General features: G+C 62.5%; 1 protein-coding gene. It reads right to left on the bottom strand.

The features are described 5' to 3' along the window. A partial coding sequence (locus XcuCFBP2542_RS19180) for an integrase core domain-containing protein (RefSeq protein WP_146090399.1) occupies positions 1–307 on the bottom strand: 307 nt, incomplete at both ends.

Here is a 307-nt window from a genome sequence, read left to right as displayed (position 1 = left end):
AATCGGATGCCACTGTGGCGGTGCTCGTTGTTGTACCAGTCCACGAAGCCCGCCACCCAACTGCGCGCGCAGGTGATGTCGGTAAACGGCCTGCTCGGATATGCCGGCGCGTACTTCAGCGTGCGGAACAGCGCCTCTGAGTAAGGGTTGTCGTCACTCACCCGTGGACGGCTGAAGGACGGGGTCACATGAAGGCTCTGCAAGGTGGCCAGCATCGTTGCCGCTTTCATCGGGCCGCCATTGTCAGCGTGCAGTACCAGCGTGTCGCGCGCCACCTGCTCTCGCATGCAGGCTTTCCCGATCAGCA

Origin of the sequence: Xanthomonas cucurbitae (assembly GCF_002939885.1) — a bacterium.
GTDB lineage: Bacteria > Pseudomonadota > Gammaproteobacteria > Xanthomonadales > Xanthomonadaceae > Xanthomonas > Xanthomonas cucurbitae.
Note: the sequence above shows the minus strand (reverse complement) of the source record. Positions and strands in the feature narration are given on the sequence as shown.